This window comes from Streptomyces sp. NPDC048644 (genome assembly GCF_043199105.1).
GTDB lineage: Bacteria > Actinomycetota > Actinomycetes > Streptomycetales > Streptomycetaceae > Streptomyces.
The window spans coordinates 410540-437015 of sequence record NZ_JBICVO010000007.1 but is presented as its reverse complement, the minus strand read 5'-3'; the positions used below and the strand labels follow the sequence as shown (position 1 = coordinate 437015).

General features: G+C 70.4%; 19 protein-coding genes and 1 pseudogene. 13 read left to right on the top strand and 7 right to left on the bottom strand.

The features are described 5' to 3' along the window. The first annotated feature begins 46 nt into the window (after window positions 1-46). Entirely contained in the window at window positions 47-1669 is a 1623-nt protein-coding gene (locus tag ACGFNI_RS19075) for an AMP-binding protein (RefSeq protein ID WP_393685161.1), read from the top strand. A gap of 143 nt (window positions 1670-1812) precedes the next feature. Here ACGFNI_RS19075 and ACGFNI_RS19070 read toward each other — a convergent pair. Both ACGFNI_RS19070 and ACGFNI_RS19065 read right to left on the bottom strand, forming a co-directional pair. Next, a pseudogene (locus ACGFNI_RS19070) lies at window positions 1813-1866 on the bottom strand (hypothetical protein); the annotation flags it as partial. 72 nt (window positions 1867-1938) lie between these two features. Further along, a complete protein-coding gene (locus tag ACGFNI_RS19065; protein WP_393685248.1) occupies window positions 1939-3354 on the bottom strand; it encodes a DUF4334 domain-containing protein in 1416 nt (471 codons plus the stop codon). Between the two features lie 309 nt (window positions 3355-3663). On the opposite strand from ACGFNI_RS19065, the gene ACGFNI_RS19060 reads away from it, so the two are divergent. The 7 genes from ACGFNI_RS19060 (at window position 3664) to ACGFNI_RS19030 (ending at window position 13031) form a co-directional block, all read left to right on the top strand. Further along, a complete protein-coding gene (locus tag ACGFNI_RS19060; RefSeq protein ID WP_393685160.1) occupies window positions 3664-5268 on the top strand; it encodes a prenyltransferase/squalene oxidase repeat-containing protein in 1605 nt (534 codons plus the stop codon). Further along, window positions 5265-6656 carry a cytochrome P450 gene (locus ACGFNI_RS19055; protein WP_393685158.1) on the top strand — a complete coding sequence of 464 codons (1392 nt, stop codon included), beginning with the start codon at window positions 5265-5267 and terminating at the stop codon, window positions 6654-6656. Before ACGFNI_RS19060 ends, ACGFNI_RS19055 begins: the two co-directional genes overlap by 4 nt. A gap of 45 nt (window positions 6657-6701) precedes the next feature. Then, the gene (locus tag ACGFNI_RS19050) at window positions 6702-7490 is read left to right on the top strand and encodes an SDR family NAD(P)-dependent oxidoreductase (protein WP_393685157.1); all 789 of its coding nucleotides are present in this window, start codon (window positions 6702-6704) and stop codon (window positions 7488-7490) included. A 278-nt stretch (window positions 7491-7768) separates the two neighbouring features. After that, window positions 7769-8419, top strand: a complete 651-nt coding sequence (locus ACGFNI_RS19045; protein ID WP_393685155.1) for a TetR/AcrR family transcriptional regulator — start codon at window positions 7769-7771, stop codon at window positions 8417-8419. Between the two features lie 178 nt (window positions 8420-8597). Next, entirely contained in the window at window positions 8598-10442 is a 1845-nt protein-coding gene (locus ACGFNI_RS19040) for a flavin-containing monooxygenase (protein WP_393685153.1), read from the top strand. A gap of 2 nt (window positions 10443-10444) precedes the next feature. Continuing rightward, entirely contained in the window at window positions 10445-12157 is a 1713-nt protein-coding gene (locus tag ACGFNI_RS19035) for a hypothetical protein (protein WP_393685151.1), read from the top strand. Window positions 12158-12263: 106 nt separating this feature from the next. Then, entirely contained in the window at window positions 12264-13031 is a 768-nt protein-coding gene (locus ACGFNI_RS19030) for an SDR family NAD(P)-dependent oxidoreductase (RefSeq protein ID WP_393685149.1), read from the top strand. A 536-nt stretch (window positions 13032-13567) separates the two neighbouring features. On the opposite strand, the gene ACGFNI_RS19025 is transcribed toward ACGFNI_RS19030, so the two are convergent. Continuing rightward, the gene (locus tag ACGFNI_RS19025) at window positions 13568-15121 is read right to left on the bottom strand and encodes an FMN-binding glutamate synthase family protein (protein WP_393685148.1); all 1554 of its coding nucleotides are present in this window, start codon (window positions 15119-15121) and stop codon (window positions 13568-13570) included. Window positions 15122-15487: 366 nt separating this feature from the next. Here ACGFNI_RS19025 and ACGFNI_RS19020 point away from each other — a divergent pair, with 366 nt between their 5' ends. Beyond that, window positions 15488-15934, top strand: a complete 447-nt coding sequence (locus ACGFNI_RS19020; RefSeq protein ID WP_393685146.1) for a hypothetical protein — start codon at window positions 15488-15490, stop codon at window positions 15932-15934. A 219-nt stretch (window positions 15935-16153) separates the two neighbouring features. Next, on the top strand, window positions 16154-16588 hold the full coding sequence (locus ACGFNI_RS19015; RefSeq protein ID WP_393685144.1) for a VOC family protein: 435 nt from the start codon (window positions 16154-16156) through the stop codon (window positions 16586-16588). Between the two features lie 124 nt (window positions 16589-16712). On the opposite strand, the gene ACGFNI_RS19010 is transcribed toward ACGFNI_RS19015, so the two are convergent. Next, the gene (locus ACGFNI_RS19010; protein WP_393685143.1) at window positions 16713-17843 is read right to left on the bottom strand and encodes a site-2 protease family protein; all 1131 of its coding nucleotides are present in this window, start codon (window positions 17841-17843) and stop codon (window positions 16713-16715) included. Between the two features lie 231 nt (window positions 17844-18074). On the opposite strand from ACGFNI_RS19010, the gene ACGFNI_RS19005 reads away from it, so the two are divergent. Continuing rightward, window positions 18075-18374 (top strand): hypothetical protein, encoded by a 300-nt coding sequence (locus tag ACGFNI_RS19005; RefSeq protein WP_393685142.1) that lies wholly within the window; start codon window positions 18075-18077, stop codon window positions 18372-18374. A gap of 105 nt (window positions 18375-18479) precedes the next feature. Here the strand turns inward: ACGFNI_RS19005 and ACGFNI_RS19000 are convergent, their stop codons facing one another. Continuing rightward, window positions 18480-20492, bottom strand: coding sequence for an ABC transporter ATP-binding protein (locus ACGFNI_RS19000; RefSeq protein ID WP_393685140.1), 2013 nt, complete (start codon window positions 20490-20492; stop codon window positions 18480-18482). 987 nt (window positions 20493-21479) lie between these two features. Between ACGFNI_RS19000 and ACGFNI_RS18995 the strand changes: the two genes are divergently transcribed. After that, window positions 21480-22004: an ATP-binding protein gene (locus tag ACGFNI_RS18995; RefSeq protein ID WP_393685138.1), complete on the top strand. Its 525-nt coding sequence runs from the start codon at window positions 21480-21482 to the stop codon at window positions 22002-22004. A 493-nt stretch (window positions 22005-22497) separates the two neighbouring features. On the opposite strand, the gene ACGFNI_RS18990 is transcribed toward ACGFNI_RS18995, so the two are convergent. Continuing rightward, the gene (locus tag ACGFNI_RS18990) at window positions 22498-23241 is read right to left on the bottom strand and encodes a dienelactone hydrolase family protein (protein ID WP_393685136.1); all 744 of its coding nucleotides are present in this window, start codon (window positions 23239-23241) and stop codon (window positions 22498-22500) included. A 152-nt stretch (window positions 23242-23393) separates the two neighbouring features. Beyond that, window positions 23394-25295 (bottom strand): amidohydrolase, encoded by a 1902-nt coding sequence (locus ACGFNI_RS18985; protein ID WP_393685134.1) that lies wholly within the window; start codon window positions 25293-25295, stop codon window positions 23394-23396. Window positions 25296-25453: 158 nt separating this feature from the next. On the opposite strand from ACGFNI_RS18985, the gene ACGFNI_RS18980 reads away from it, so the two are divergent. After that, the gene (locus ACGFNI_RS18980; protein WP_393685132.1) at window positions 25454-26434 is read left to right on the top strand and encodes a LacI family DNA-binding transcriptional regulator; all 981 of its coding nucleotides are present in this window, start codon (window positions 25454-25456) and stop codon (window positions 26432-26434) included. Window positions 26435-26476 lie beyond the last annotated feature (42 nt).

The following is a 26476-nucleotide window of genomic DNA, read 5'->3' as shown; positions in this document are numbered from 1 at the left end:
GCATCACCGTCCCGCGCCCCGGACACCCCAGAAGGGAGCGCTGCCCGTGCAGCTCTCACCGTCCGCGCACACCGACACGTTCTGCCGCGACCACCTGCCGCCCGCCGACGACTGGCCCGCACTCCGCTTCGACCTCCCCGAACTCCGCTACCCCGAACGCCTCAACTGCGCCGCCGAACTCCTCGACGGCGCCATCCGCCGCTACGGACCCGACCGCCCCTGCCTGCGCACCCCCACCGAGACCTGGAGCTACGGCGACCTGCGGCAGCGCACCGACCGCATCGCTCGGCTGCTCACCGAGGACCATGGCCTGCAACCAGGCAACCGCGTCCTGCTCCGCGGCCCCAACACCCCCTGGCTCGTGGCCTGTTGGCTGGCGGTCGTCAAGGCGGGCGGCGTGGCCGTCACCACCGTGCCGCTGCTGCGGGCCGGCGAGATCGCCCCGCTGATCGACCTCACCCGCCCCGCCATCGCCCTGTGCGACCACCGCTTCACCGACGCCCTGCACACCGCCGCAGGCGACCGGCTGCCGGTCCTGCCCTACGGCGCGGACGACCCCGCCGACCTCACCGTCCGCGCCGCCGCCAAACCCGACGGCTTCACCGCCGTCGACACCGCGGCCGACGACGTCGTCCTGCTCGGCCCGACCTCGGGCACCACCGGCAGGCCCAAGGCCACCATGCATTTCCACCGCGACGTCCTCGCCATCGCCGACACCTTCTCCCGGCACATCCTGCGCCCGCAGCCCGGCGACCTGTTCACCGGCACTCCGCCCCTCGGCTTCACCTTCGGCCTCGGCGCACTCGCCGTCTTCCCCCTACGGGCCGGTGCCGCCGTCCTCCTCCTGGAACGCGCCACCCCCGCCGAACTCGCCGACGCCGCCGCCGCACACGGCGCCACCGTCCTGTTCACCGCCCCCACCGCCTACAAGGCCATCCTCGCCACCGGCCGGGCCGCGGCACTCAAGGGCGTACGGCGCTGCGTATCGGCCGGCGAACACCTGCCGCTCAGCGTCTGGGAGGAATACCGGCGCACCACCGGCATCCGCCTCATCGACGGCATCGGCGGCACCGAAATGCTGCACATCTTCATCAGCGCCGCCGACGACACCATCCGCCCCGGCGCCACCGGACGCACCGTCCCCGGCTTCCACGCCGCCATCCTCGACGACGACGGCCACCCGGTCCCCGACGGCACCCCCGGCAAACTCGCCGTCCAGGGCCCCACCGGCTGCCGCTACCTCGCCGACACCCGCCAGCGCACCGCCGTCCGCAACGGCTGGAACCTCACCGGCGACACCTACGTACGCGACACCGACGGCTACTTCTGGTTCCGCGCCCGCGACGACGACATGATCATCTCCGCCGGCTACAACATCGCAGCCCCCGAAGTCGAAGAAGCCCTCCTCGCCCACCCCGACGTCACCGAAGCCGCGGTCATCGGCATCCCCGACCCCGCCCGCGGCACCATCGCCAAGGCATACGTCGTCCTCAGACCAGGCGTACACGGAGACGAGGCCAAGACGACCGAACTCCAGGACTTCGTCCGCCACACCATCGCGCCGTACAAATACCCCCGCGCCGTCGAGTTCGTGGCGGAACTGCCCCGCACCGCCACGGGGAAGATCCAGCGGCATCGACTGCGGGCAGGCGAGGGCGGGGCGGACTGAGAGGGGTGCCCCGACTGTCCCAGCGTGTGGTTGCCTGTGGACGCGTTCAGGCGTACCGATGCCGGCTTTCCTGACCAGAGGACCGTGCCCAGCGCCTTCTCCACCCGCCGCGCAGGACCGGAGACCGGTAGGTGGCGGTCGGTCGGGGAGCCGGGCTTGAGACCGGCCCCGCGTAGCCGGTCCCGCACGCCCTTCACCTGTGCGTCATCGACGCCGAAGCGCTCCCGCGCCCGAGCTGCGGTCAGGTACTTCCCGCTCCCGCGTGCGCGCTATTCGCCGTCGCCGGAGGGCTGGGGCGTCGGCGCGGGGACGCGGGTGAGGTGGAAGACGAAGTCCTCGGGGTCGCCCTTCTTGTCCATCACGCACAGCAGGACATCGTCGGTGAGCCGCCGGAAGTGGTCGATGATGGGCAGCTGGTCGTAGACCATCGCCGCGGACTGCTTGCCGCGGTGGACGACCTCGCGGAGCGTCGCCAGGCCCATCTCTTCGTTCGAGTAGACCGTCCCCTCCTCGTCGCGGCACAGCAGCGGCTGCACGTGATCCGCATCGACGAATCGCTTGCCGTACCACCGCATCTCGGCCAGCAGCGCGGCGTTCGTGCTGGTGCGCTCGAAACTGCCGCCTCGCCATGTGCCGATGAGGAGATCGGTGTTGACCGGTTCGAGCCGGTCGAAAAGCTCCGCCAGCTTCGTGCGGTCGTACTCGCCTCCGGACGCGATGGTGTCCAGAACTTCCTGCTCGACGTGGTCGATGCTCATGGGCGGGATCTTCCTCGGTTCGGGGACGGGCGGTGTGAGCTGGATGTGCGTGGCGCCGCCCGTGCGGCCAGGCAGCGGAGAGGCAGCAGTCCGGCCGGGCCGTACGGGGTCGAAGCGGTGGTACATCCGCGCATGCCAGAGCACCACCCGCTCCAGCGCCACCGCGGAACCGTACCCGGCGGCGGTGAGCGGAGCCAGGGCGCGCCGGCAGTCTTCGAGCCCCGTCTCGGCACGCCGGTACGCCTCCTGCTCGCTCAGGCCGATGGTGAGCGCGTCGGTCTTGCCCTCGGCCTGTTCCCTGTGATGGCCACGCAGATCGTTGAGCAGCCGAATCGCGATCGCGGCCTGTCGCAGCGCGCCGCGCAGCACGGGAAGGCGCCGGGGCAGATCCGGCTCGTCCAGCAGGGCCCACAGGGCGGTGACCTGCTGTTCGACGCCGATGGTCCAGGCGCCGTGCCGTAGATAGTCGGTGAGTTGGGACTCGCGGCTGCCGACGGCGGCCGTCGGCCGGGCCGCCTCGCGTTCGCGCCGCATGCCGATGAGCGTGTGATGCATGCTTTCCCGCCAGACAGCGAGGAGTTCGGGCCGACCGTCACGGTCCAGGCCCCCGGCGATATCCACCAGAGCGCACGCGACGGGATCATCGCCGTTGTGGCCGTGCCCCGCGAGGACGCGGTGCCAGGCCCGGATGCGGGCCTCGGGCTCGTCCGGGCCCGCGGAGCCCGGTGCTGACGGTGCCTCCGAAGTCTCCGGCGCATCCAGGACGTTGTCGATCGCCATCAGCCAGAGGGTGAGTCTGGACACCTGGTAGCAGGTCTCCGCAGGCAACCACGGCGTGAAGAAGGCCGTTTGAAGGCACATCAAGGGTACGAGTGCGGGGTCCACGGGCAGCCCGAGCTCTTTGAGCCAGATCTCCAGCCGCGGCATATTCTGCAAAGCGGCAGAGCATGCATCCGCTATGGAGATGATCTCTTGGGGAGGGTGGCCGACGGGTAACGAGGTGTCCACGCCGTCAGGTTACGCCCCGCGCCTTCGCCGGCGGCCAGGCAACCCCGTACTGCGGCACGCAGCCGCAGGTCACGGCCGCCCGGACCGGTGCGTACGCCCGCAGCACGCTCGCCTCGCCGGCACCTGGCAGGGGGACGGCGCGCCGGGCCGCCATCCAGACCGATGAGTCACGCATACGCAGCGGGCGGCACGAGCGGAATCACCGGAACCAGGAGGAACAGAGGCCGGATGTCAACAGACCGTGGGGCACCGCCCTTACCGGACGCGGATATATCGCCCACACTCGCACCACGTGTCGGACGTGCGCTCGACCTCGCCACCGGACATGTTCTCGCCACCCAGCGCGACAACGGCTCATGGCTGGCCATTCCTGCCCCTCGCATCACCGAGACCGCACTGTGCACACTGGCCCTGGCCCGCTCACCACACCCCGGCGCCGTCCGAGCAGCCGGGCGGGGCAGGGCCTGGCTCGCAGACGGCGCCGTCCCGCAGGACCACCACCCGGTGGCGCAGGCCGTGGAGACCGCGCTGCTGTCCCTGGCCCTGGACACCGGCGGCCCCGTCGACGTGAGCCACCCCTCCTTCGCGGACCAGGCCCTGTCGGCCCGCGCCCGGCTCCTCCAGGCCATCGCCCTGCACACCGGCCGGGCGATCCGCAGCGACACCACAGCCGAAGCACTGCGCACCCTGCTGGCCACCGCGGTCGCAGCCGGAGGACAGCTCAAGCGCTGGACACAGGTGGAACTCTGGTCCACACACGTGCTGGTGGAGACCCACTTCGGCGACCGGACAGCCGCCCGGCGCACCGCTCGCAGGATCGCCGACCAGCAATCCCCCTCGGGCGACTTCTTCGCCAACCCCGTCACCACCGCTCTCGCGGCGCTCGCGCTCCAGGCCGTCGACCCCGACACGGCCGCCGCCCGCCGCTGCACGGATTACCTTCTCAGCAGCCAACTCCCGGACGGAACCTGGCGTTTCTCCACCAGCGACGTCTGGGACACCACCTTGACCGTTCGCGCCTTCCACGGCGCGGCTGCCTTCGACCGCCACGGGCTGCCGGCCGCCGTCACATTCCTGGTCGCGGCGCAGAACCCGGACGGCGGCTGGCCCTACCGCTCGGGCGTCGAGTCCGACAACGACACCACCGCGGCGGCCCTGATCGCGCTGAGCGGCGTGAGCGGCGCACCCGGCGCGACGATACGGGCCGGGCTGCGTCACCTGGCCCGCCAGCAGACGGCCGACGGTCTCTGGCGGACCTGGCAGTCCGCACAGGACCCACCGGTGGACGACGTGATCGCCCATGTCGTCACCGCACTGGACCGCCACCAGGGGCACCACCGCGTTCAACTGGCCACGGCGCGCCACTGGCTCGCCGAACGCCTCGTCGAGCGGGGCCGCTGGCACGCCGGGTGGTACCAGGGCCTGCCCTACGCCACCGCGGAGGTCCTGCCCGCCCTCGCCCCCGCAGCGCGCCAGGACGGCCATCCCGCCGCCCGCGCCCTGGCCGAAACCCGTAATCCTGACGGCGGTTGGCCCGTCGAGGCGGGCGGCCCGAGCACCCCTGCCGCCACCGGCCTGGCGCTCGCCGCCCTCGAACGGGGCGGCCTGCTCGCCGGGACATGCGAGGCAGGCGAGAAGAGCTGGGTGTCAGGGCTCGACTACCTCGTGCAGACCCAGCGCGAGGACGGCACCTGGCCGGGCGTACCCCTCATGTACGGCCCGCGACCGCTCCTCACGCACAGCCCCACCCACACCCACGCGTTCACCGTCGACGGCCTCTTCGCCGGACAGCGCCGACTGCGACGCGCTGCGGAGAGAGACGGGGCGGCATGAGGAGAATCGACGCACCGCTGACCGGCGGCCAGGGGCACCCCTGCGCCGACGCCCCTGTGCACGCCCCCGTCGCCCCCGGCCGCGTGCCGCTGGCCGGCCACGCCCCACGGATGCAACGGGACGCTCTGCGCTTCGTCAGCGGGCTGCGGCACCACGGACCGATGACGAAGATCTACATCGGACCGCGGCCGGTCCACATCGTCAACACCCCTGACCTCGTACGGGAGTTGCTGACCACGCACGCTCGTTCCTTCGACAAGGGCGCGATGTTCGACGCCCTGCGCGTGCCTCTGGGCGACGGGCTGATCACCGCCGCAGGCGACCGCCACCTGTGCCACCGCCGTCTGATGCAACCCGCCTTCCACCACGACCGGATCGCCCGCTACGCCCGCGTCATGTCCGAACGGTCCCGGGCGCGGGCCGCCGCCTGGGAACCCGGCACCACCCTCGATCTGGTGCCGGAGATCCACCGCCTGACCCTCGACATCCTGCTGCGCACCCTCTTCGCGGAACCTCACGACCCCGACCTGCGCACCGCCGTCAAGGACTGGCTGTCCGTCAAATACCACTCCATGCGGCTGGCCCTGTCCCCGCTGCACGCCTGGGCGGAACGCCTCCCGCTGGTGCCGGGGTGGCGCCCGCCGGATCCGGGACCGCTGCGGCGGCTGGTGGCCGTCCAACGCCGGATCATCGAGACCTACCGCGCCGACGGTCGGGACCGTGGCGATCTCCTGTCGATGCTCCTGCTGACCGGCGGCCCGCAAGGCTCCCTGACCGACGCCGAAGTGACCGACGAACTGATCACCCTCTTCCTGGCCGGTACCGGCACCGTCAGCGCGTCCTTGGCCTGGACGCTGTACGAGATCTCCCGCCGCCCCGAGGTCCAACGGCGGCTCCACGACGAACTCGACACCGTTCTCGCCGGACGGCCCCCCGGCTTCGATGACCTGCCCGCGCTGGTCTACACACGACAGGTACTGGCCGAGACACTGCGGCTGCACCCGCCCTCGTGGCTGCTGATGCGCCGCGCGGCACAGCAGGTCACCCTCGGCGGCGTACCGCTCCCGCCGGGCACCGAGGTGTTCTTCAGCCCGTACGCCCTGCACCGCGACCCGCAACTGTACGAGAACCCGGAGCATTTCGACCCCGAGCGCTGGCCGCCCGGCGCTGCCGCGAAGGCGCCGCGCCACACCTACCTGCCGTTCGGAGCGGGCAGCCGACTGTGCATCGGCGAGGACTTCGCCTGGACCGAACTGACCCTGGCAGTCGCCGCGTTCACCGCTCAGCGGCGCCTGACACCGGCCGGCACCACTCCCGTACGGCCCCTGGTCGGCACCGTCCTGCGCCCGGACCGGCTGCTGCTCACCTCGCACCCCCGCCCGAACTGACCGACCCCTCCCTTCCCCTTCCTTCCCGTTGCCAAGGAGCCGCACATGCCAGCGCACGCACAGCCGTCAGGCGACCCGGCTGCGCACCCCGGCCGGCTGCGGGACCGCGTGGCCCTGGTGACCGGCGGTGCCTCCGGGATCGGCGCGGCCTGTTCCCGGCGACTGGCCGCGGAGGGCGCTGCGGTGGTGGTCGCGGACATCGACGAGGACGGTGCGGCCCGGGTGGCCCGGCAGCTCACCGCGTCCGGCGGCACCGCCCTGGCCCGCCGGGCCGATGTCACCGACCCGGACAGCGTCGCCCGCGTCGTCGAGGAAGCCGCCGCCCTGCGCGACGGCCTGCACATCGCGGTCAACAGCGCCGGCTTCAACGGCCCCCTCAGCCCCCTGGCCGAACTCCCGCTCGCCGACTTCGACACCGTGATGAGGGTGAACCTGTACGGCGTCTACCACGCGATGCGCTGCCAGCTTCCGGCGATGGCCACCACAGGCGGCGTCATCGTCAACCTCGCCTCCATCGCCGCGCATGCGGCCTTCCGCGGCCACGGCCCCTACGCCGCCGCCAAACAGGGCGTCCTCGCCCTCACCCGCACCGCGGCCCGCGAATACGCCGACCACGGCATCCGCGTCCTGTCGGTATCGCCCGGCATCGTCGACACCCCGATGGTCACCGCACTCCCTCCCTCATCCACCGACGGTCTCCTCGCCTCCGTCCCTCTGCAGCGCACCGCCCAGCCGGCCGAAGTTGCCGCCCTCATCGCCTTCCTGGTGTCCGACGACGCCTCGTACGTGACGGGCAGCGACCATGTGGTCGACGGCGGCTACCTGGCCAAATAGGGGTGCGGGCCGCGGGGTGCGCGGTCGTTCGACGGAACCGTACGGAACTCGGCCCGACTCCCGGCGGATCGAGCGCGGCTGTCGCGTCCGCGCTCTCCACAATTAAGTCAGTCGCTTGACTGGATATCAGGGCAGCGCTTAACTGAGCGAAGTCGGGGGCCGCGTCTACGGAAGCCGTGCAGTGAGTGACACAGATGAGTGGGTGCCCACCGAGGGCCCAGGCCGGGGGAGTTGCCCGTGAGCGGCGGTCACCGCGAGACCTCGGTGCGGTGGTGGCGGTGACGGGCACCACGGCGAGGGCTGCCCGGATCTCCGCGACGCGGGAGCAGCTTCTCTCCGCGGCGGAGCGGCTGTTCGCCGAGCACGGAGTGGCGGCGGTCTCCAACCGTCAGGTCAGCGAGGCCGCAGGGCAGGGGAACAACACCGCGGTCGGCTACCACTTCGGCTCCAAGGGCGAACTGATCAGGGCGATCGTGCGCAAGCACAACGAGCGGATCGAGCAGATGCGCACGGAGATGGTGGAGCGGGCAAGCGGCTCCACCGACGTGCGCGACTGGGTGGCCTGCATGGTGGACCCCTTCGTACACCACATCGCCGGGCTCGGTGTGCCCTCCTGGTTCGGCCGCTTCTACGCGCAGATCGGGACCGACCCCGTCTACCGGGAGATCATGACGGACGAGTCACTCCACTCGCCTTCGCTGGTCCGAGCAGTCGTGGGCCTCAACAACTGCCTCTCCGGCCTTCCGCTCGAAGTGCGCATGGAACGCGGTGACATGACCCGGCACCTGGTGGTGCTCGTGGTGGCCGAAAGGGAACGCGCGCTCGCCGAGAGCGGCCCCACCGCACGGGCCTCCTGGCAGCAGACCGCGACCGGTCTGAACGATGCGATCGCGGGGCTCTGGCTCGCCGCTGTGTCGCAGCGACCGTGACGGCGGCCGAGCCCCGAACCGCTGAGCGGTTCCCGTAACCCTGGATATCGGACAAGCCGTACGCCCGGCCGGCTCGACCGCCGGCCTCTGCCCCCGCAGCACGCTCCCGGAGGCTCTCCGCTACTCCAACGACCCGGTGCCCGTACCCATCACGGCCACGAAAAGGAAGTGGATGCCCATGTCCGCCCCGCGCAGCACACCCGCCACCTCCGACTCCAACGCCCCGCAGCACCTCCCGTTCGACCCCGACGCCCTGCGGGCGCGCTACCGGGCCGAGCGGGACCGCAGGATCCGGCCGGAGGGCAGCGGGCAGTATCAGCGCCCCGTCGGCCGGTTCGCGTACTACGACGAAGACCCGTACGCCGAGCCGTTGCCCGCCCGCGAGCCGCTTCACGACCGGGTCGACGCCGTCGTGATCGGGGGCGGGTTCGGCGGCCTGCTCGCCGGCGCGCGGTTGCGGCAGGCCGGAGTGGACTCGATCCGGGTGATCGAGAAGGGCGGGGACTTCGGCGGCACCTGGTACTGGAACCGCTATCCCGGAATCCACTGCGACATCGAGTCGCACATCTACCTGCCGCTGCTGGAAGAGGTCGGTTACGTCCCGAAGTGGAAGTACGCACCGGGCGAGGAGATCCGGCAGCACGCGAAGGCGATCGCCCGTACCTTCGGCCTCTACCGGGACGCCTGCTTCCAGACCCAGGTCACCGAACTGCGCTGGGACGACAGCGAGTTCGAGTGGCTGGTGAGCACCGACCGGGACGACCGGATACGGGCGCGGTACGTGGTCACGGCGAGTGGCACGCTGAGTCAGGCGAAGCTCCCCGGCATCCCCGGGATCGAGACCTTCGAAGGGCACACGTTCCACACCAGCCGCTGGGACTACACCTACACCGGCGGTAGTGCCGACGGGAATCTGCACAAGCTCGCCGACAAACGCGTCGCGCTCATCGGGACGGGAGCGACGGCGATCCAGTGCGTACCCCATCTCGGCGCCGACGCACAGCAGTTGCTGGTCTTCCAGCGCACCCCCTCATCGGTCGATGTGCGCGGCAACCGCCCCACCGACCCCGACTGGGCCGCATCCCTCACCCCGGGCTGGCAGCAGCGGCGCAGGGACAACTTCCTCTCCCTCGTCACCGGCGGCCCGGCGGACCAGGACCTCGTCGACGACGGCTGGACCAGCAGCGCCCGCCTGCACCAGAAGCTGATCCCGACCGGCAACCACCGGGACCTGCCGCCCGAAGAGCGGGAACGCGCCGAGGAATTCGCCGACTTCCGGAAAATGACGGAGATCCGCGCACGGGTCGACGCCGTCGTCGATGACCCGGAGGTCGCCGAACTGCTCAAGCCCTGGTACCGCTACATGTGCAAGCGGCCCACCTTCAGCGACAGCTATCTCCAGACCTTCAACAGGCCCAACGTCACCCTGATCGACACCGCCGACAGCCACGGCGTGGAGGAGATCACCCGGAACGCCGTCGTGGTCGGCGGCACCGCCTACGAGGTCGACTGCATCATCTTCAGCACCGGCTTCGAGGTCGGCAGGTCAGGCATCACCTCCGGGCGCCTTCCCGTACACGGCAGGGAGGGCATCACCCTCACCGAGGCGTGGCAGAACGGCCCCCGGACGCTCCACGGCTTCTACAGCCACGGCTTTCCCAATCTCTTCCAGCTCGGGCCGCTCCAGAACGCCAGCGCCGTCAACTACGTTCACGTTCTCGACGAACAGGCCGTCCACGTCGCCGAAGTGGTGGCCGAGGCACGCAAGCGCGGCGCCCGGTACGTCGAGCCGACCGCGGAGGCCGAGAACGCGTGGGTCGCGAGGATCCATGAGAACGCCGTGGACGTGTACACCTTCCACGCCGAGTGCACTCCCGGCTACTACAACAACGAGGGCATGCCCAGGCAACGCGGCGAGTCCTTCGCCGACGGCCCCGTCGCCTTCCACTCCCTGCTGCGGGAATGGCGCGCCAACGGCGGCGTGCGCGAAGTCCTCGTCGACGCGGGCAAGGAGAGGGCCTGAAGATGGCGGGCCTGACGATGGGGGAGACAGCGGCAGGCCGACCCAGCCGATACGGCGCGGCCGTGCCCGATCCGGTCTCACACGGCCGCTGGGACGTACAAAGGCTCCTCGCGCCCAACCCGATGTGGGGCTCGAACGGGATCGCCTTCGGACCCGACGGGCGGCTGTACGCGGCACAGTTCCTGGCCGGCCAGATCAGCGCCGTGGATGTCACCACCGGGGAGACCGAGGTGGTGGTGGCGATGGACGGTCCGGTGCAGTCGCCCGACGACCTCGCCTTCGGCGCTGACGGCTCGATGTACATCGCCGACCTCGTACCGGGGAGAGTGTGGCGCCGCAGCCCATTCGGCGCCTGGACGCTCGTCTCCGACAAGGTGGAACTGCCGAACGGCATCACGTGCGTCGGCGACCGGCTCTTCGTCAACGAGATGAAGCCGGACGGCCGACTGCTGGAACTCTTCCCCGACAGCGGCGGCTCACGGGTGCTCACCGATGGACTCGCCCTGGGCAACGCGATGCAACTCGGCCCCGACAACCACCTGTACTACCCGCACATGGTGACCGGTCAGGTCTGGCGCATCCCGCCCGACGGCACCACGCCCGAGCTGGTCGCTGAGGACGTGCACGAACCGGTCGCGGTCCGCTTCGACCAAGGTGGCGTCATGCTCGTCCTGTCCCGGGGCCAGGCCGGCATCGTGACCCGTATCGACCTGCACGGAACGGGCTCCAGGGCCCTGATCACCAGCGGCCTCGCAGGGCTGGACAACGCGGCGTTCGACGCGGAGAACCGCATGTTCGTCTCCAGCTACGCCAGCGGCGGCATCACCGAGCTCCATCCCGACGGCCGGACACGGGAGATCGTCAGCCGCGGACTCGACGGCCCCTTCGGAGTGACCGTCGACCTTGCGGGCAGGGTGCACGCGGCCGACCACTACCGGATCGCCGACCCGGAACGCGGTGCCGCGGCAGCGGCCGACGACGGTCCCGCGCACGTCATCCGCCCGTTCACCCACGGCATCACCGCCAAGGACGGCCTCCTGCACCTCACCTCGCAGTACGGCGAAGTACGCACCTGCGATCCGGAACTCGGGACCACCCGCGTCCGCGCGAGCGGACTGCGCCGGCCCATGGGCATCTGCGCGCGGGCGGACGGCGGACTCATCGTCGCCGAGACGGACACAGGGCGGGTGCTCACCCTCGACGAGGGCGATGCTCTCACCGTGCTCGCCGAAGGGCTGGACCACCCCGTCGACGTGGCACTCGACGCCGAGGGGCGCTGCTACGTGAGCGACGACCACCTCGGGGCGGTGCTCAGGATCGACAACGGGCACGCGATCGTCGTCGCCGACGGACTCGATGCCCCGCAGGGACTGGTGATCATCGGCGACGAAGTGTTCACGGTGGAGACCGGCTCGCGGAGGCTGAGATCCCTCTCGCTCACCACCGGGGACCGCAGCGTCGAAGCCGAGAATCTGGCGGTCGGACGGCCGCCGGGGACCGCCCCGCGCACCCGACCCGCGCTCTTCACCCACGGAATGCCCGGCGTGCCGCTTCCGTTCGCCGGTCTCAGTGCGGCCCCCGACGGTTCCCTTCTCCTCGCCGCGAACGGAGAGGGCACCGTGCTGCGCCTGTCGCCCCGGGCCCTGCGGGCGGCCACGCCCGGCGCCGCGCCCGCCCAGGGCGGCCGGTCGCGCGAGGACGTCGGCTTTGTGTGAGGCCGGAGCACCCGTAGTCGGCTCAACCGGGCTCCGCACCCACATCCGCACCCACGTCACCTGAGCGCGTACAGGAGCGCTCGAACCCCAGGGAAGGGAATCGCCCATGACCCCCACCGGTCTGGCAGAACGCAGTGTCGTCGTCACCGGGGCCGCGTCGGGTATCGGCCGGGCCACGGCTCTGAGGTTCGCGGAAGAGGGCGCCAAGGTGCTGATCGCCGACCTCAACAGGGCAGGCGCCGAGAAGGTCGTACGCGAGATCGAGGAGGCAGGGGGCACCGCCCTCGCCGTCATCGGTGACCTCAGCGACCAGCACGTCGTGGACGTAGTCGTCGAGCAGGCTGTCGCGGCCTTCGGCGGGCTGGACGTCCTGGTGAACAACGCCGGGATCATGGACCGCATGTCCGCCCTGGACGAGACCGGTGACGACGAGTGGGAGCGCGTCATCCGGATCAATCTGACCGCGCCCTTCCTGCTGACACGTGCCGCTCTGCCGCACATGCTCGCCGCCGGGCACGGCTCGGTCCTCTTCACCGCTTCCGAGGCCGGCCTGCGGGGCGGCGCGGCCGGCGCCGCCTACACCGCCGCCAAACACGGCGTCGTCGGCCTCGTCAAAAGCCTCGCCGTCATGCACCGCAAGCGGGGCATCCGCGCCAACGCCATCGCCCCCGGCCCCACAGCGACCAACATCCAGGTCGGTGCGGCCCCGGGGGCACAGGGCCCGGCCGTGATCGGCGAGTTGATCGGCGCGAACATCGGCAGACTGGGCAGCGCAGAGGAACAAGCTGCCGCTCTCGTCTTCCTGGCCTCCGATGCAGCCGCGTTCATCAACGGCGCCATCCTCCCGGTCGACGACGGCTGGGCCGCCGTCTGAAAAGGGTCGCAGCGCGTCGTACCGGATCGCTGCCGGCCGGTCCGTACTCCGCTTCGGGGGCGCGGTGCGCGGATCACCTGGCTGACGGTGCCGGTGACGGCCGTCGTGGTGTTCGTGGTGATGCCGCCCCCGGGCCCGCCTCATCGAACCCACCGACGCCGGCACCGAGGCCGTCAACCGCTGTCTCGCCTTCCTGCTCGGCTGGTTCACCGACGCCCTGGCCGACTGGCCCCGACAGGACCACGACGACCTCGTCCGCCTACTCGCCCGCTTCGCCGACGACGTGACGACCCGACTCGCCCTACCCGACGCCGAGGAGAGCTGAGCCGCCGCTTCCACCGGCGAACCCGCCCCGCCCCCTCGGTCCCACGCCCCGCCGCCTGGTCGCCGACGGCCGCATCGTTGGCCTCGTCCTGGACAGGATCGCCGTCGATGGGACGATCAATCGAAGCACCGGAGGCGGAGAAAGCCGCCTGACGCTCACCGGCCGGCGGAGGCCGAGGCCGGTGAGCGCGGTGCCTGACGCTGTCGGTGCGTCAGACGGTCGGCCTCTGCACGGCGGTCGGCGTGGTCGGCTTGGCGGCGAGCAGCGCAGTGATCTCATCGGCGAGGTGCGGGCCGAGTTCGCCCCAGCCGTCCTTGTAGCCGTAGACGCCGGCCAGGGTGCGGGCGTCGTAGTCGCCGTTCATGATCTCGATGTCGGTGGCTGTGATGAGCGCCGGGTGGGCGACGCCGACGGCTGCCGAGACCTTGATCAGCTCCTTGCGCAGGGTGCGCAGGTAGACAGCGGCCCGGGTGGCCTTCGATGTCGGGTCGAGGCCGCGGGCCAGGCGCGGGTTCTGGGTGGCGATGCCGGTGGGGCACTTGTCGGTGTGGCACTTCTGCGACTGGATGCAGCCGATCGACAGCATCGCCTCACGAGCCACGTTGATCATGTCGGCGCCCAGAGCGAAGGCGACCGCGGCGTTCTCGGGCAGGCCGAGCTTGCCGGAGGCGATGAAGGTCAGGTCGTCGGTCAGTCCCAGCTCGGCGAAGGTGCCGTAGACCCGGGAGAACCCCATCCGGAAGGGCAGCGACACCGAGTCGCTGAAGATCAGCGGTGCCGCTCCGGTGCCGCCCTCGCCGCCGTCGATGGTCACGAAGTCGACACCACGGTCACCACGCGCCATCAGCGTGGCCAGCTCCTGCCAGAAGCCCATCTCTCCCACCGCGCTCTTGACCCCGACCGGCAGACCGGTCTCGGTGGCGAGCAGTTCGACGAAGTCGAGCATCGAGTCGACGTCGCTGAACGCGGTGTGCCGCGACGGGGAGGCGCAGTCCTTGCCGAGCGGGATGCCGCGGATCTCGGCGATCTCCGGGGTCACCTTCGCGGCCGGCAGCATTCCGCCCAGCCCAGGCTTGGCGCCCTGGGAGAGCTTGATCTCTATCGCCTTGACCGGGGCGCCGGCGACCACATCCTTGAGCTTGTCGATGTTGAAGCTGCCATCCTCGTTGCGGCAGCCGAAGTACGCCGTACCGATCTGAAGGACGAGGTCGCCGCCGTTGCGGTGGTACGGCGAGAGGCCGCCCTCTCCCGTGTTCTGCATCGTGCCCGCCAGCGCCGCCCCCTTGTTGAGCGCCGTGATCGCCGCGCCGGAGAGCGAACCGAAGCTCATCGCCGAGATGTTCACCACGCTCGCCGGCCGGAACGCCTTGGCGCGCCCGCGCGGCCCGCCCAGCACCTTGGCCGAGGGCAGCGGAGCCTGCGGGTCGTGCATGTCGGGCAGCGTGCCGGCGAACGTGCGCTGCTTCAGGTACGCGTGCCCCTGCATGTGCTCAACGTCGTTGTCGGTTCCGAACCCGAAGTAGTTGTTCTCCTCCTTCGCCGACGCATAGATCCAGGTGCGCTGGTCCCGACTGAACGGGCGCTCCTCGTCGTTGGAGGTCACTATGTACTGCCGCAGCTCCGGCCCGATCGTCTCCAACAGGTACCGGGCGTGCCCGATCACCGGGAAGTTCCGGAGCAACGCGTGCTTCTTCTGGACAAGGTCACGGGCGGCCACCAGCGCCAATGCTGTTGCGGTGGCCGCGGCGATGCTCCGGGCGCGCATGAACGTACCTCTCCTCGATGCTCGACTCCATCGCCATGCGGTGGACGTCGTCGTGTCGTGTAGGGCGTTGGGCGGCGGACACGACGAAGCAAGCGGGCGTCAGCGCCCGCCGGAGAACGCAAGATGATGCTAGAGGCCCGCGCGGACAGGCGTGGGGGCAGGGTCGTCGGGTGGGGCGGTTGTCCAGCGGGGAGTTGTCCAGACGCGTCGGATCGGGCTACGCACCGCCCCTGTCTGCACGTCCTTACGTCCTTACGGCTCTTGGCTATCTGGGGCGAGGAGCGCCGAATCGTCCTTGCAACGGTGCAGGAGACCGGCTGGTGTCGTTCTGGCATTACGCTCCCGAGACCGCAACAAGGGGGGCGCATGTCCGCACTGATAAGCAAGCAGAGCCTGGAAGTTGACGTAGCCCACCACGGATTCTGTTTCCAGGAATCGGACGACTTCGCCGTTCCCGTCCCCTTCGCCGACGGTTTCGTCCAGGACCGGTTCCTCAACGGGCACGAACGGCGCATCGATCTCTTCAGCGCAGGCCATACGCACACTGCGCAGGTCTCGGTCGAGGTATGGGATGCGGCTCCGGCACCGGATCCGTCCACGGGCTGGGAGTGCGATGCGCGGGCCGAGATCGAGACAACGAGCGGGGAGTTGGCGATCTGGGCCATGACGCTGGGGCGCGCCGATGAAGTGGTGCACCTGGCGGACGAGGGCGGACGGTGGAACGTCAGGGTGCGCTGCACAGGCCGGGAGGAGGTACGGCGCGTCACGGAGGCCGGAGGAGACGCCGAAGGTATCGAGCGGTACGTGATCTAGTTCTGGCCGGTGGGTGCGGACCCGTATCGACAGACCGCCGTCGGAAACGCGGCGAGGGCCACAGCCGCGGTCTGGACCGGAACGGGCAACCCTTTGGCGGTATCGACATCAATTCGTCCCTCCGCACGACACAGCAGCGGTTAGCAGGGGCCGTCCTCCCGACAACATGCCGGTCCACACCGGGATATGAGCAACAGAGCCCCCTGCTATGGTGCGCCGATGTCATCGATCAGGCAGTTCCAAGTCACCTTCGACTGCGCAGAACCTGAGCGCGTCGCTCGTTTCTGGTGCGAGGTGTTGGGGTACGTCGTGCCGCCGCCACCGGAGGGGTTTGCCACTTGGGACGCTTACGATCGCTCGCTGCCTCCTGAGCGTCAGGGGTCAGCGTTCGCCTGCATCGATCCGTCAGGTGTGGGCCCGCGGCTGTTTTTTCAGCGCGTTCCCGAAGGCAAGGTCGTCAAGAATCGGCTGCATCTTGACGTGCGGGTCGGCACCGGACTCGTGGGTGAAGAGCGCCTGGCCGCGCTTGAGGCCGAATGCGTACGACTGGTCGCGCTCGGCGCGGTACGTGTGCGACTTCTGCGTGCTGATGGCGTCTATGAGTCGTGCATCGTGATGCAGGACATCGAGGGCAATGAGTTCTGTCTCGACTGAGCATCCTCCGAGACGGCGAGGTGGGAGCCGTCTCCCTTGGGCTTCCTTTAAAGGTGGTCCCGTATGGGGCGGGAGTTGTCCCGTGAGGGCGCCCGGAGCCGGGCAGGCAGCCCCCGGCTCGGGTTCAGCCGGTCCCGCCGCCGCCCAGGGTGTGCCGTTGCATCAGGCGGGAGATGTCCTTTCCGGTGACGATCCCCACCAGGTGCCCCGTGTCCACGACGAGGATGCGTGCCCCGGTTCGCAGGCTGAGCTTGTCGAGGGCCTCGCTCAGCAGGTCGTCCGGAGCGGCGACCGCGCACTGGGACAGCGGGGTCGCGACCTCGCGTACGCGCAGCGTCTCCCGGCGAGCTCCCGGTAGCGCGGCGAGTCTGCGGAGCTGCACGATTCCGCTGGGACGTCCTTCGAAGTCGAGCAGCGGCAGAGCGGAATGGCGGGCGTGCACCGCCACCTCGTCGATGAAGCGCTGGGCGGTCAGCCAGTCGGCGCCGGTGGCCACCGGGCTGGACATGGCATCGGCCACCCGCACTCCGTGCAGCGCCGTGTGGAGAGTGGAGCGCCGTCGCTCCGAGGCGGCGCCGAGCATGATGAACAGGCCGACGAAGACGAGCCACAGCCCGCTCTGCGCACCGCGCAGTACGGAGATCCAGCCCAGGGCCACCAGCAGCACGCCGATGACCTGGCCGCCCCGGGAGGCCGCCAGATCGGCGCGTTCCCGGTCTCCGGTGCGCCACCACAGCACCGCCTGCATCACGCGTCCGCCGTCGAGCGGCGCGGCGGGCAGCAGGTTGAACACGCCCAGCAGCAGATTCGCCCAGCCGAGCCATACCAGGACGACGGCGGGCACCGCCCAGCCGGACAGCCTGGCCAGCCCGATGCCCGCTCCGAGCGCGGCGCCGCCGATGACCAGGCTGGTGAGCGGCCCGCTGACCGCGACCGCGAGGGCGGACGGGGCGGTCTGCGGCCGTCCCATCCGTGTCACGCCGCCCAGCGCCCACAGCGTCACGTCCTGCACCGTGATCTTCTTCCTCCTGGCGGTCGCGGCGTGGGCCGCCTCGTGGAGCAGGAGGCTGCCCATGAGCAGCGCGGCGCCCGCGACACCGGCGAGGGCGTACACGGCGTCCGAGCGGCCCGGGAGCGAGAGGGGGAGGACCTGGTGGCCGAGCGCGTACGCGAACAGGAACACCAGCAGCGGCACACTCCAGTGCATCCGCAGCGGTACCCCGACAACATGTCCGATACGGACCGAGCCGTTCATCGTCGTCTCCCGCAGGACCCGGCATCCGGTCCATCCGGGCAGGGACCTCGCGACCTGCACTCCGTGAACCGACCTGCTCGCCATTCACCACAATTGTCGCTCTCGCGCTCCCTCCGCCGGCAGTCGGCGGGTACCGGATGGCTGGATCTAGGCTGGACGTACGGACCGGGCGTGCGGAACCGGACGTACGGCCTGCGCCGGGCGTGTGGACGGCGCTGTGGGAGGTGTGCCATGGGGCGGAGCCACCACTTCCACCTGGATGAGGGCGGCCACTCGATCACCGTGAACGTCGGGCGCGGCCGGGACGGGGAGATTGAGCTGCTGGTCAACGGCAAAGTGATCGGGTACCAGCAGAAGCACGGCCCGGGGATGACCCTGCTGACCGGCGAACTGCCCGACGAGCCCGTCCGCCCGTTCCGGGTCCGGGTACGCGAACCGCGCCTCGTGCCGACCGGGCCCAGATGCACGCTGGAGCTGGCCGGCGGCCCGGAGCAGCCGATGCCGGAGCGGTCCGAGCGGCCCGTGTCGTGAGCCCCGGGGCGCCGCCTGCCGGTGAAGCGGGGGGGCGGCGGCGCGCCGGCGCTGTACCGCCTCTGCTATCTGGGGTCATTCCCGTGCCGGTGGCGCCCGCAGCCGCTACTGGTCACGGCGGCGGCGCGACGGAGTCCGCCGATGCCGGGCGTGCTGGATCGCGCCGGTCTGCAATCGCCACAGGGAGGCGTACAGTCCGTCGCGTTCGAGCAGGGTGTGGTGGGTGCCCTTCTCCGCCAGGAAGCCGTTCCTGTCCATGACGTAGATCCGGTCCGCGTGGCGGATGGTGGACAGACGGTGGGCGATGACGATCAGCGTCCGGCCCTTGGCGAATCCGCGCAGTGTGCGCTGGACGGCGGCTTCGGTCTCGTTGTCCAGGGCTGAGGTCGCCTCGTCGAGAACCAGGATCGGTGGGTTCTTGAGGAAGGTGCGGGCCAATGCGATCCGCTGCTTCTGGCTGCCGGAGAGTCTGGCCCCGCATTCCCCGATCAGCGTGTCGTACCGCGCGGGGAGCGCTTCGATGAATTCGTCCGCCGCGGCCATCCGCGCGGACCTGACGACCGCGTCGTGGCCGGCGTCGAAGCTCCCATAGCGGATGTTGTCGCGAATCGTGCCGTCGAAGAGGAAGGCGTCCTGAGTGACGAAACCGATGGTGTTTCGCAGGTCTTCGAGGCTGAGGTCCCGGATGTCCTGCTGGTCGAGCAGGACGCGTCCGGACTGGGGGGCGTGGAACCGCATCAGGAGCTTGGCGACGGTGGTTTTCCCGGCACCGGTGGCGCCCACGATGCCGGTGGTCCGGCCGGGTGGGATGCGCAGCGACAGATCACGGACGGCTGGCGGGCACCCCGGGTAGGAGAAGGTGACCCGGTCGATGACCACCTCGCCCTTCACCTGACGGGCGTTCAGGCGGCGGCCGTTGACGTCCGGCTCCACGGGCAGTTTCCCGAGTCGCTCCACCCGGTCGACGGCGGCCACGGCCCGTTGGTACTGCTCGACGGTGTTGCCGAGCGTGGTGAGTTTCCAGACGACGTACTGCGGCAGGCCCACCAGCGCGTTGAACACTTCGAGCGCGAGCGCGCCGCTCAGCACCGTATTGCCTCCGAGGAGGATGGTTCCCATGTACGACGTGGCGGCGCAGACGTGCACGCTCTGGGCGTACCGGGCGGCGGTGCGGCCGGTCCGGTGGCTGCCTCGGCGGTAGTCGTCGCTCAACTCCCGGATCCGGGCGGCCTCGTACTCCTCGGTGCAGAAGCTCTTGACCGTGGCGCTCGCCTCCAGGCTGTTGGCCACCTGGCTGTTCAGTCGCGCCTTGCTGTCGGCGGACGCCGCGTATCCGGTGGCCGAGCGTTTTTGATGACGGAGGGACAGCCATACGACGAGCGGGACCGGCAGGATGGCGACCCAGGCGATCTGGGGTGCGAGGAGCACATAGGACGGGACCATGATGAGGAGACAGGCGACCAGTTGGAGCACCTCGTGCGGACCGGTGGCGAGGAAGCTGCCGACCTGGTGGACGTCCTCGGTGAGTACACCGGCTATCCGCGTGGTCCGCTCGCTCTCGAGCCGGCCGAGTTCCAGCTGCTGTACGTGCGGGTGGATTGCGGACCGCCACTCGTGTGCCACTTTCTCGCCCAGCGCCCGCCAGGAGGTGGCGGCGCCGTACGACAGGGCCGTCACCGTGGCGCGCAGGAGGGCCGCCGCACCGGCGAGGGTCCACAACTGCGCATCGGCGCTGCCCAGTCCGAGGCTGGACAGCATCGGCATCCCGCCCCGGAAGAGCACCACGAGCATCCAGCTGATGAGCAGGTAGACCATGATTTCGGTGACCTGGGCGGCCACCGAGAGCGCGGACGCGAGGGCGAGCTTGCCCTTGTGCCGCTGGGCGATCCGGGCGAGGACCCGTCGCTGCGGCGGAGCGGCGTCGGCCGGGGATGTGCCGGTATCGCCCGGGTCGTTGGGTCTCCGCCGGATGCGGCGGACGAGGAGGGCTGCCGCTCCGGCGACCGCACCCGGACGCAGTTCGACCGGCCCCTCGGCCTGCCGCGGGCTGCCGCGGCCATTCCCGTTCCCCAGCAGGCCGGGAATCCGCAGGAGCGCCTGCCGGAGATGAGCCTTCACCGCTCTTCGGCTGACCGCGGGGTCATGGGAAATGAGAACTTTTCCGGTCACCGGACTCGTCTGTACGGCGGTGATTTCCGGGGTCTCGCGGAGCAGATCGGCGAGTGACGCGGCGGCCCGTGGGCGCCCTAAGAGAATGGCGACGTGCCAGCGTTGCCGGCCAGCAGCTACCGACCTGGGCCGGATCTTCGTGCGCAGTTTCCGCGGGCCTGTTGCGGGGGACATGGGAGACGACATCAGAAAAACACCGGTCCTCAACTTCGCGGATACCCTGTGGCGCTGCGGCGGAATGCCACAGTGCGGTTCGGAAGGGCAGCGGAGTCCTTTTGCGTGGGACTGGCCATGGATGACCGACCGGGTCTTGTTCTCGTGGTGTCGGCGCTTCCCTTCCCGTTGTCGATCTCGGCGGTGATCATTTCAGTGGTCACCTCGGCGGCGATGTTCTGGATTACCTTGCGGAATTGTGTGCGGGCCTTTTTGCCTCCTGGAGCTTGTCCGTGAATTCTTGTTGTCCGACCGCAAGGGGCTTCGCGGCGCCTCGCCTCCCCAAGGGCTTCGCGACGCGCGTGTCGCCGTAGGGCGGCTCTCATGGAGGCGTAAAGGTCGCACCACGCGAAACGCGAGAGTGATGAATCGAGCGAGGCTCTGCGGTGCTACGTGATATCGCCGTGCCGTCGCCAGGAATGAATTCTTGATCTTCCGGCAGGTGAGGGCCGCGATTCATCGTAAGTGGAATTTGGCGCAATGGCAATGGATTTCCCTTGGTCGGCAAAGAAGGATTATGTGACCAATTTGTGTGACTGAAGTGCAGTCTGGGGGAGTGTCTATTGATTGATTCCCGAGTGGTATTTCCGGTCGGGGAGTGTGGCGTATTGAGGGGTGCGTTTGATTGAAGCCGGCCCACCGCCTACGGCCGGGCTCTGCTGTGCCCGTTCCGTGACGTGATCGGCACCGGCCCGCGGTCCGCACACCGCTATCGTCGGGCCCATGATCGTATGGCTCAACGGCACCCACGGGGCAGGCAAGACGACGACCAGTGCACTCGTGCAGCCGCTCCTCGCGGATTCACGGGTGTTCGACGCCGAGAAGGTCGGCGTCACGCTCATGGACATCACACCCGGGCTGCCGGAAACGGACAACTTTCAGCACTGGCCGCCGTGGCGGCCACTCGTGGTCGAGACCGCCCGCCGGGTACTCGACTACACCGGCGGCACCCTGGTGATGCCGATGACTGTCCTGGTCGAGCAGTACTGGCGCGAGATCAGCGAGGGCCTCGCCCAACATGCCATCCCGGTACGGCACTTCGTCCTCCACGCCGACCAGGACACCCTCCGCGGACGCATCGCGGGGGACACCGTTCTCGGCCCCAACTCCCCGTTCCGTCTCAGATACCTTGAGCCCTATGCCGAGGCGGCACGCACATGGCTGCACAGCGAGGCCGAGGTCGTCGACACCACGCACCTCACGCCCGCCCAGGCCGCCCTGCAGATCGCGGAGGCCGTCAAGGGCTGAGGCTGCTCGGGGCCGGGCCGGGCTGTGCTGTGAACGGCCGCGGGCCCGGCCGTAATTCCCTCGCCCTGGCCGCGGGGCAACGCTGCACTGGCGCCGGACACCACGAGTCGTGGTGCCGGTATCGCGAGGAGGCAGCGGCGGCAATGGAGATCCGAACCACGACCGATGAGCACCTCGACGTCTTCGTCGACACCGTCCATGCCGCGTTCGGGCGCTTCCCGGAAACCCCGGTCGAGGGCGGCGGGCTGTGGTGAGCGGCGACACCGACTGGCTCTGGGTGCGGCTGCTGGACGTCCCGCGTGCGCTGACCGCGCGCGGCCACCCTCGCTGACGCACTCTTCCGTGCCGAGCGCTCCCCGCACTGCCTGCACTGGTTCTGAACGTGCGCTCGCCGATCCCGCGGCGCCGGGGGCGACGTACGGCAGGAAGAGTACGTCGAGGGCGCAGGTCCCGCCGTCCCGGCGTCGTGCGACGGCCGTGAACGGGAGGGGGTTCAGGCGGGGAGGCTCTCGGCGTACAAGGCGGTCAAGGCGGCCCAGTGGCGTTCGTCGGCGGCCTCGTCGTAGGTCGGGTTGTCCGGCACCGCGAAGCCGTGCGCGGCGGGGTAGGTCTCGATGGTGTGCTGCACGCCGGCGGCGGTGAAGGCGTGTTCCAGCCGCTCGTGCTGTTCGACGGGGAAATGCTCGTCGTTCTCTGCTGCCGCCACGTGGACGCTCGCGCTGATCCGGTCGGCCAGCAGGTGGGGGCTGTCCGGGTCGTCCGTGGCGGCGAGTTGCCCGCCGTGGAACGACGCGGCGGCGGCCACGCGCTCCGGATGATGTCCGGCCACGATCAGCGAGATCCGGCCGCCCATGCAGTAGCCCGTGGTGCCCACGCGGCTTCCTGACACCTCCGGGCGGTCGGCGAGGAACGTGAGGAACGCCTGCGCATCGCGGACGATCGCGTCCCCGGTCAGGCTCGCCATCAGGGACATCAGGCGCTCCCGCTCGGCGGCATCGTTGAACACCGAAGGGATGTCGAAGGGGGCGTATCCGCCCGTCCGGTAGTAGACATCGGGCAGGAGCACGGTGTAGCCGAGCCCCGCGAGCCGATCCGCCATGGCAGCGAAGGTTTCCCGTACCCCGGCGGCGTCGGGGTAGAGAATCACCGCAGGACGGCTGCCGGGATCCGACGGCGTGTGCAGCGTCGCGGCGCACACGCCGTCCTCGGTCGGCACGGTGACATCTGCTCTGGGCATCCGGACTCCTGGTGTCGAACAGTCGAACAATGGTGGCTTCTGTTCTACTGCACGGAACGGGCTTCCGGCATCCCGTCCGGGCTTTCCCTGCTGCTCCACGGCGCTCGGACCACGTCCCGAACCCGGTCGTCCGGTAGGGGAATTGGGCGACGTCAGGACGGGCCCGAGGCCGCCGTGGCGCACCCGCACCTGCTGTGGCGCCCTCCGTGTACCTGGCTGAGCGTGGTGGGCCGGGCGGCGGCGGTCCGCGTGCGGGTGGCTGTGCCCGCGGCCGACTCGGCGTCGTGGATCCGCTTTCCGGCTGCCAGGGTCAACAGCACCTGCGTCTCACCGATCTCCTTCACCGGAACCCGTGTGACATCGCGGTCGAGGAGGACGAGGTCGGCGGCCTTCCCCGGCGTGAGCGTCCCGGTCTCGCGCTCCAGGTGCAGTTGGTACGCCGAACCCGCTGTGTGCATGCGCAGTGCGGAGGCCCTGGAAAGTCCCTCCAACTCCGGGTAGAGCGCGCCCTGTTCGGCCACGTTGCCCTCGCGGTCGATGGCGGTGCGGATCTGGTTGAAGGAGTCGAGCGGGTCCACCGGCCAGTCCGAACCACCGGACAGCGCGGCTCCGTTGCGCTGCAAGCTGCGTGCCGGGTACATCAGCCGGTGGCGGTCCCGGCCGATGTACGGGAGGAGGGCCTCCATCGTCCATACGTCGCGCATGGCCCACTGCAACTGCATGCACGCCAGGACACCGAGGCGGGCGAAGCGCCGGTAGTCGTCGGGGTGGACGAGCTGGAGGTGGGCGATGGTGTGCCGGCGGTCGCGGCGCCCGTTGGCGTGGACTGCCGCCTCGAAGCCGTCGAGCGCGGTGCGTACCGCGCGGTCGCCGATGGCGTGCGCATGCAGCTGCCAGCCTGCGCGGTCCAAGGCGGTCGCGAGGCGACCGTAGTCGGTGGACGAGATGTAGAGGTCGCCTCGGTTGTCGGTCGGCTTGCCGTGCTCGTCGAGGTAGGGGTCCAGCAGCGCCGCGGTCTGTGCCGGATACTCGATCACCCCGTCCAGGAAGGTCTTGGCGGTGCCGAAGCGCAGGCCGGGCACCTCGCCGTATTTGCTGCGCAGCCCTTGTACGTACGCGAGCGCGGCGGCCGGGTCCTTGACATGGTCGGCGTCGAGCCGTAGCGCGGCAACGATCCGCTGTGGCAGGCGGCCGTCGCCGGCCAGGCCCGCGTAGGTGGCGAGGCCGTCGGCCTCCACGAAGGCGTCCATGAAGGTGGTGATGCCGTTCGCGGCGGCCTGGGACAGGACCTTGGCGGCTGCGTCGCGGAGCGCGGTATCGGATGGCGGGGGGATCAGGCGGCGTACGAGGTCCTCGGCTGTGTCCTTGAGCAGACCGGTCGGCGTGCCGTCCGCGCCGTGCACGATCTCACCGCCGGCCGGGGCGGGGGTCGTCGCGGTGATCCCGGCGAGGTCGAGGGCGCGTTGGTTGACCCAGGTGTTGTGGGCGTCGCTGCCGAGCAGGGCGATGGGGCGGCGGGTCGGCAGGGCGTCGAGGATGCGGTGGTGGGTCTCGGTGCCAGGCGGCAGGCCCACCGGGTTCCAGTCCGCCACCACCAGCCAGCCGTCGGGCTCATGGCCGGCGTCGGCGTCGAGAAAGCCGCGCAGGGTCTCCTGGAGCTTGGCCACGGTGAACGACCCGTTTTCCAGGGACGGGATGAGGGATCTTGAGGCCACGTCCATCGGGTGGGCGTGGGCGTCGATGATGCCGCTCATGACGGTGTTGCCACGGCCGTCGACCACCTCGGTGTCACGGCCAGCGAAATGGCGTATCGCCGCGGACGGCCCGGTCGCGAGCACGGTGCCGTCGCGCCCGACCGCCACCGCTTCCTGGATGTGGTCGCCGCGCACGCCGGTCAGCACCCGGGCGTGGTGCACGACGAGGGCGGCCGAGCGGCGTCCGGCTGCCCGCGCCGGTCCGGAGGCGGCGGCGGGTGCGGCGGTGGCCAGGGCCGCGGTGGTGCCCGTGGCGACGGCGGCGGTGAGGAGGTGGCGACGGGACAGGTCGGTGCTCATGGCTGCTCCCACAGGCTCGGCAAGGGGTGGTCAGAGGGGGTAGGGGGAGTGGTTACGGAGCACCTTCGGTGATTAATTGCGTAATCACCAGCGGCTCCGGGCGGGCGATATCGACCGTGAATCGCCACCGCGGGTACGGATTCCGTACTCTCTGCCAGGTGCCCCGAGTGACCATCGCCGATGTGGCCCGCGCCGCAGAGGTATCCACCGCCACTGTGTCCAACGCCCTCAACTGCACCGGCCGGCTGGCCGCTTCGACCCGCGCCCGTATCCGGACCGTCGCCGCCGCCATGGGCTACGGCGACGCGGTCGCGCCGCGCACCCTCGGTCTCGCGGTGACCACCTACGGGACGCGTCCGTGGAACTACGCGCACGTGCCGTACTTCGCCCAGGCCATCAGCGCCGCGACCGCCGCCGCCCACGAGCGCGGCTACGCCCTCATCACGCTGCCCGCCGCGCCTGACGAGGCGGTGTGGCCGTCCGTCGCGGTGGCCGGGGTGCTCGTTCTGGACAGCCCAGCCGACGACCCGGTCGCGCGGACGCTGCGTGCGCGCGGCCTGCCGCTCGTCTTCGACGGACGGCCCGGCCCTGCCCACCCCCGCGAGACCTGGGTCGACAACGACCACCCGGCCACCACCCGCGAGGTCCTCGACCACCTCACCGCACAGGGCGCCCGCCGCGTAGCCCTGATGGCGGGGCCGGGGGATGAGCACTACACCCGCAGCTGCCTGTCGGCCTACGGTGCCTGGTGCGCCGAGCAGGGCGTCACACCGCGGACGATCCCGCTGGCCGACGACGACGATCAGGGCCACGCCCTGGACGCTCTGCTGTCCGGCGCGGATCGTCCCGATGCGATCTACGGCATCTACGACCCTTGCGCCCGAAGGGTGTTGACCGCCGCCGCGCGTGGCGGCGTACGCATCCCCGACGACCTGCTGCTCGTCTGCGCCAGCGAGGACCCCGCGCTGGCCGTCGCCGACCCGCCGGTGTCCACGGTGTCCCTGGTCCCACGGCACACCGCGGCCACCGCGATCGCGGCCCTGGTGGATCTCGTCGAGCGGCCCGACCGCCCTCCGGCGCCGACCGTCGTCCCGGCCCGGCTCGACATCCGCGCCTCGTCGACGCGCCCCGCCGTCTGACGTGGGCGGGCAGTCGCCGTCGGTCACGTCACGTTCTGGGTC

What these genes read in the sequence shown, in the direction of transcription:
- ACGFNI_RS19050 (WP_393685157.1), top strand. Translation starts at nt 6,702, where the DNA reads ATGCCAGCGCACGCACAGCCGTCAGGCGACCCGGCTGCGCACCCCGGC.
- ACGFNI_RS18995 (WP_393685138.1), top strand. Translation starts at nt 21,480, where the DNA reads ATGATCGTATGGCTCAACGGCACCCACGGGGCAGGCAAGACGACGACC.
- ACGFNI_RS19025 (WP_393685148.1), bottom strand. Translation starts at nt 15,121, where the DNA reads ATGCGCGCCCGGAGCATCGCCGCGGCCACCGCAACAGCATTGGCGCTG.
- ACGFNI_RS19060 (WP_393685160.1), top strand. Translation starts at nt 3,664, where the DNA reads ATGTCAACAGACCGTGGGGCACCGCCCTTACCGGACGCGGATATATCG.
- ACGFNI_RS19065 (WP_393685248.1), bottom strand. Translation starts at nt 3,354, where the DNA reads ATGCCGCGGCTGGAGATCTGGCTCAAAGAGCTCGGGCTGCCCGTGGAC.
- ACGFNI_RS19030 (WP_393685149.1), top strand. Translation starts at nt 12,264, where the DNA reads ATGACCCCCACCGGTCTGGCAGAACGCAGTGTCGTCGTCACCGGGGCC.
- ACGFNI_RS19015 (WP_393685144.1), top strand. Translation starts at nt 16,154, where the DNA reads ATGTCATCGATCAGGCAGTTCCAAGTCACCTTCGACTGCGCAGAACCT.
- ACGFNI_RS19005 (WP_393685142.1), top strand. Translation starts at nt 18,075, where the DNA reads ATGGGGCGGAGCCACCACTTCCACCTGGATGAGGGCGGCCACTCGATC.
- ACGFNI_RS19040 (WP_393685153.1), top strand. Translation starts at nt 8,598, where the DNA reads ATGTCCGCCCCGCGCAGCACACCCGCCACCTCCGACTCCAACGCCCCG.
- ACGFNI_RS19035 (WP_393685151.1), top strand. Translation starts at nt 10,445, where the DNA reads ATGGCGGGCCTGACGATGGGGGAGACAGCGGCAGGCCGACCCAGCCGA.
- ACGFNI_RS19055 (WP_393685158.1), top strand. Translation starts at nt 5,265, where the DNA reads ATGAGGAGAATCGACGCACCGCTGACCGGCGGCCAGGGGCACCCCTGC.
- ACGFNI_RS18990 (WP_393685136.1), bottom strand. Translation starts at nt 23,241, where the DNA reads ATGCCCAGAGCAGATGTCACCGTGCCGACCGAGGACGGCGTGTGCGCC.
- ACGFNI_RS19020 (WP_393685146.1), top strand. Translation starts at nt 15,488, where the DNA reads ATGTCCGCACTGATAAGCAAGCAGAGCCTGGAAGTTGACGTAGCCCAC.
- ACGFNI_RS18985 (WP_393685134.1), bottom strand. Translation starts at nt 25,295, where the DNA reads ATGAGCACCGACCTGTCCCGTCGCCACCTCCTCACCGCCGCCGTCGCC.
- ACGFNI_RS19010 (WP_393685143.1), bottom strand. Translation starts at nt 17,843, where the DNA reads ATGAACGGCTCGGTCCGTATCGGACATGTTGTCGGGGTACCGCTGCGG.